Raw genomic sequence first — 5,110 nt, 5'->3', positions numbered from 1 at the left:
GCCGGCGGGCGGTATCGTTTCTGTGGCACTTTCCTTGGGGTCACCCCCACTGGCCGTTAGCCAGCATCCTGCTCTGTGGAGTTCGGACTTTCCTCGGGCCAGCAGCCTGCCGCTCCGCCCCGCCGATCCGCCGCTTAGCAAGGCTGGAAGACCGGAAAGTGGGAGCGTTCGGCTGATCTGACCCGCGATTGCCTGGCCTGCTCAGACCCATACAGCCGAATATAGAGTAACACAGCGAGCACGGTCCGTCTACAACGTTGACGAGCCTTATACCAAGGCGTTACAATGACCTTGCACCTAATTAAAATGGGTTACGAGCATGGGGATATTCCTGCCATGAGTACTGGTCGGCGCATCCGCTTAACCTCGCTCGCCAGCTGTGCTGGTTGAGCGGCCAAAATGGGCCCGGCGGCCCTGGCGCAGGTTCTGCGTCCCTTGAAAGATCAGCATTTTCCGCCCTCTCTGCTCGTGGGTTTGAGCGCTGCTGACGATGCAGCAGTCTATCAGGTCAATGAGCAGCAGGCAATTATTAGCACGGCGGACTTTTTCCCGCCCGTGGTAGATGACCCTTATGTTTTTGGCGCGGTCGCCGCTGCTAATGCTATGAGCGATGTTTACGCCATGGGCGGTGAGGTGCTGATGGCCATTAATCTGGTCGCCTGGCCCGACGATCTTGATCCAGCGCTCTTGAGCGAGATCTTACGTGGCGGTGCTGAAACGGTGGCCCGCGCTCAGGCAGTCATCGCCGGCGGACATACCGTGAGCGACCATGAGCCAAAGTATGGATTGGCTGTTACTGGCAGCGTCCACCCACAGCGCATCTTTACTAAAGGCGGCGCTCAGCCCGGCGACCTGCTCGTACTTAGCAAGCCGCTCGGCACAGGTCTGATCACCACCGCTCATAAGCGCGAGCAGGTTGCTGACGAGGATTTAGCGGCTGCCGTAGCCTCGATGATGCGCCTCAATCGCGACGCCAGCCGTGCTCTTGCGGATTTGGCCGCCCTCAGCGGAGGCGTACATGCCGTGACCGATGTGACAGGCTTCGGTCTGCTTGGCCACGCTTGGGAAATGGCTTCTCAAAGCCTGACGAGCATGCGCTTCACATTCTCTTCGCTGCCGCTCCTGCCTCATGTTGAGGAGTACGCGGCGCGCGGCTGTACCCCCGGTGGGATGAGCCGTAATCGGGCCTACTTTGGTCCCCATGTCCGGCTGGACGCGAGGCTGGATGCTATAGCCGAGGCCATTCTCTGGGACCCGCAGACCTCCGGCGGCCTGCTGGCAGCGATCGCTCCGGAGTTGTGGCCCCGCTTGGCTGCTTTGAAAGCTACTGTCCCGTTCTGGCTCATCGGCGAGGTGACCACCAGGCATATAGAGGAGGCACAGGTGTTACTGGAGGTGTATTAACGACAATGACTGCAGGATATAGAGCACTGGAAGAGGCCTTGGGCGTCGAGTTCCGCGACCCTGCTCTGTTGCAACTGGCCCTGACCCATCGCTCCTATATCTATGAAACGCCCGGCGCTGGGCGCGAGTCAAACGAACGCCTGGAGTTTCTCGGCGACTCGATTCTGGCTTTTGTTTGCGCTGATTTCCTTTACCGGACTTTTCCTCAGCTCAATGAGGGTGAGCTGAGTAATCTGCGCGCCGCCTTGGTGAAGACAGAGACCCTTGCTCAGTTTGCACGCGATCTGAATTTGCGCTCATTCTTGCTTCTCGGGAAGGGTGAGCAACAGAGCGGTGGCAGCCAGCGCGTCCTTGCTTCAGCTTTCGAGGCAGTGCTAGGAGCGATCTATCTCGACCAGGGGCTGGAGGCGGTGCGTCGCGTGATTATTCCTCGCGTGGAGCCGCTGGCTCACACTATTGTGGAGAAGCGCCTCTTTAAGGATAGCAAATCTTTGCTTCAGGAACTGGCCCAGGCCCGCGAGGGCATCACCCCCTCCTACCGCCTCGTTAGCCAGGAAGGCCCCTCCCATAATCGGGAGTTCACGGTCGAGGTGCTCCTAGGCGAGCGGGTCATTGGACGCGGTCAGGGACGCAATAAGCAGGCTGCCGAGCAGGAGGCCGCCCATGCGGCGCTGGATAGTCGCGGCTGGCTATAGTCTAACAGCTCTACCTGTCAGGAAGCCTTTGGTCAATGGCACGATGCTTACTCTTTCGAAAGGAAAGGGCCGGTTGGTTAGCAGGATAGGGAGGAGGGAACGCTATGCGACTGGAGCCGACGCCGCGTCCAGAGCAGACCCTGCGCGTCAGTGCGCGGCTCATTACAGCGAGTACGATCCTGCATTTATCTGCAGATGAGTTGGAGCGGTGCATTAATCAGGAGCAGACCGAGAATCCTGCCCTAGAGGTTCAGGAGCAGCGTGTCTGCCTTTTCTGTGGAGCCGTGCTCCGTGGCACCCGCGCTACTGCTTGTAGCTCCTGCGGTCACTACCTACCGACAGGTAGCTTTGAGAGTCCTGCCTCTCTCGAGGAGAACGGTACCGCTACAGCCTGGGAGCCTTTCCGACAGCCCTTCTATGATATGGATAACTACGGCTTCGTCGAGGCTGACTCCGAGGCCGAGGGCGATCCCCTGGCCCGTATCGCTACGTCTGAACCCCTGGCTGAGCGCTTGCTGCAGCAGCTCGAAGCCTTGCTTCCCCCCGAAGAGGCGCCGATCGCTGAGCACCTGGTTGGCAACCTGAACGAGCGCGGCTATCTGGAGATCAGTACGGCAGAGATTAGTCGCTATCTGAATGTACCGCTAGAGCGGGTCGAATACGTCCTTAAGCAGCTCCAAACCCTGGAGCCTTTGGGGATCGGTGCCCGCAACCTACGCGAGTGCCTTCTCATCCAGCTAGAAGCGCTGACCGAGCAAGAGACGCCTCATCCACTGGCCCGTACGCTGATCGAGCGCTATCTTGATCGCCTGGGACGCAGTCAATACCAGGAAATCGCTCGTGAGCTGAAGGTGTCTGAGCAGGAAGTCCGGGCCGCCAGCGCCTACATTCGCAGCCGCCTGTACCCTTTCCCCGCCCACACCTATCGCCTCGATAGCCATTCCCCCCAGCGCGAAAGTAGCGCGATGTATGTACGCCCCGACGTCGTTATCCGCCGCGGTGATCACGGCTTCGAGGTCGAATTGATTGAGGAGAAGCGCTATCACTTCTCTGTCAATCGCAGCTACCGCTCCCCAGATGGTGTCACTGCTAACCCCGCCTTACAGCGCTATTTCTCACAGCAGAGCGATCGCGCGCGCTTTTTCATCGATTGCATACAACGCCGCTGGCGCACCCTGAAGCAGGTAGCAGAGGTAGTCGTTGAGCAGCAGCGCGACTTTCTGGAGAAGGGCATTCGCTATCTGCGCCCGCTGACCCGCGCTGAGGTGGCGGCCCGCCTCGGCCTTGACGAAGGCACGGTCAGCCGCGCCACCGCCAACAAGTACGCGCTGCTGCCCAATGGACGCCTGATTCCCTTCTCCGACTTTTTCGATAGCTCGCTCGGCGTCAAGGATATTCTGCGCGAGATCATTCAGCAGGAAGCACCTCAGCGCCGCTTGAGTGACGAAGAGCTACGTCGCTTGCTGGCCGAGCGAGGCATTCATCTAGCCCGGCGTACAGTGACCAAGTACCGCGAGGAGATGGGCATCGGCTCTTCACGCGAGCGCTGACGGTCGCGCATAGATGGTCCGTTCATGGTCGTAAACGACCATACCCGGCCCTCCTCCCTTCATATGGCGCACGTAGCGTTGGAGGGTATAGTCCACCGGTACGCTACTGGAGCCACGCGCCTGACTATAATAGGCCGCCAGACTGGCCGCCTGCTCAAGAGTGCTCTGCGGCACCTGGCGGCCCGCCGCTTTGATAATCACATGCGCTCCAGGGACGCCACGCGCATGCAGCCAGATATCATTACCACTTGCCTGTCGAAATGTCACCTCCTCGTTCTGGCGACTGTTGCGACCCACCAGAATGGTAAAGCCATCGCGACTCTGGATGTAGAGCGGCACACCACCGCCTGAGGGTACGGCCTTGCCCCGACCAGCTTTCCTCTTGCCCGTTTTTGTCTGCTCTGGAGAGCCTTTCTGCTCATGCAAGTAACCAGCCGCCTGGATCTCGGCTTTGACTAGTTCGATCTCTTCTGGCGTTTCGGCCAAGGTCAAGTCAGTCAGCAGCTGCTCTAGTGTTGCCAGTTCGGCCTGATTGCGCTCAATTTGCTCAGGTAGGAGCGCCGCCGCCCTGCGCATCTTCTGATAGCGGGCAAAGAGTCGGTTAGCGTTGCCCACGGCATCGAGGCGCGGATCAAGCTCTATGGTGACTTTGGGCAGGTCGTCCTGGAGCGCATCAGCCGCAAAGAGATCAGGCAGGCTAACCCGCGTCTGCCCAGGCGCTATCTCTTGCTGAAAGGTTAGCAGCAGTTCACCTTGTCGACGATAGTTCTCTGCTTCGGCGAGTGCCTGCTGTTCTTCCGCCAGTGCCGCAGCGCGTCGGCGGCAGCGCTCAATCAGGCTCTGGAGCAGTTTGCGCAGTGGCGCTCTCCGGCTTTCAAGAGCATCGAGCCATTCGCTACGGGCATAGAAGTCATCGATCAGGATGTTAATCGAGGCCGATTCGCGGATGCGCACCCCGTCAAGGGCGCTATACTGCTCCAATACGTAAGGCGCAAAGGCCACAGGGGTGGCGCGCTCCTCTGCTTCGCCCTCGGCCACGGAGGCCACTTCCAGACGCTCTACCAGTTGCGGATGCCAGCGATGAGTATCGTAGAGAGCCGCCAGATCTCGAATATTCCAGGCCAGCTCTTCCCACTGCTCTTGACTTAGCTCTAATCCAGCTTCGCTGTCTCCCAACGCACGATAAACGGCCTCACGCGCCAGCAAGGGGCTGAAGCCGAGCAGGTGGCGAACAAGAAGCTGCCACAGCTTGGGTGCCTCTTCTTTTCCTCGCCGCGACGCCTTGAGCGCCTCTCCTTGAGCAGGAGTTAACTCACCTCCTTCGTTGCCTGGAATGATGGCAAGCTGCGCTGCAGTGACAGTGGTCGGTTCCAAACGCGGCAGGAGCTGGCCGGCAAAGTGACGCTGCTGAGGCGGCGGTGGTACATAAGGAACATTGGGCATGATCACCCGATAACGATT

At 59.5% G+C, this 5,110-nt stretch carries 4 protein-coding genes; 3 read left to right on the top strand and 1 reads right to left on the bottom strand.

Features of this window, described 5'->3' with window-relative positions:
• Window positions 1–399 precede the first annotated feature (399 nt).
• The 3 genes from selD to rpoN all read left to right on the top strand — a co-directional run bounded on the left by selD (window position 400) and on the right by rpoN (window position 3,649).
• Window positions 400–1,404 carry a selenide, water dikinase SelD gene (gene selD / locus IRZ24_RS16565; protein WP_366914320.1) on the top strand — a complete coding sequence of 335 codons (1,005 nt, stop codon included), beginning with the start codon at window positions 400–402 and terminating at the stop codon, window positions 1,402–1,404.
• Between the two features lie 5 nt (window positions 1,405–1,409).
• A complete protein-coding gene (rnc, locus tag IRZ24_RS16560; RefSeq protein WP_297166529.1) occupies window positions 1,410–2,099 on the top strand; it encodes a ribonuclease III in 690 nt (229 codons plus the stop codon).
• A gap of 104 nt (window positions 2,100–2,203) precedes the next feature.
• Complete coding sequence (rpoN, locus tag IRZ24_RS16555; protein WP_297166526.1) at window positions 2,204–3,649, top strand: RNA polymerase factor sigma-54; 1,446 nt, start codon at window positions 2,204–2,206, stop codon at window positions 3,647–3,649.
• Here rpoN and IRZ24_RS16550 read toward each other — a convergent pair.
• A partial coding sequence (locus tag IRZ24_RS16550) for an NFACT family protein (RefSeq protein WP_297166523.1) occupies window positions 3,635–5,110 on the bottom strand: 1,476 nt, incomplete at its 5' end. The two genes, rpoN and IRZ24_RS16550, sit on opposite strands and share 15 nt — an antisense overlap.

Source organism: Thermogemmatispora sp. (genome assembly GCF_019683755.1).
In the GTDB taxonomy this organism is placed as follows: Bacteria; Chloroflexota; Ktedonobacteria; order Ktedonobacterales; family Ktedonobacteraceae; genus Thermogemmatispora.
Note: the sequence above shows the minus strand (reverse complement) of the source record. Positions and strands in the feature narration are given on the sequence as shown.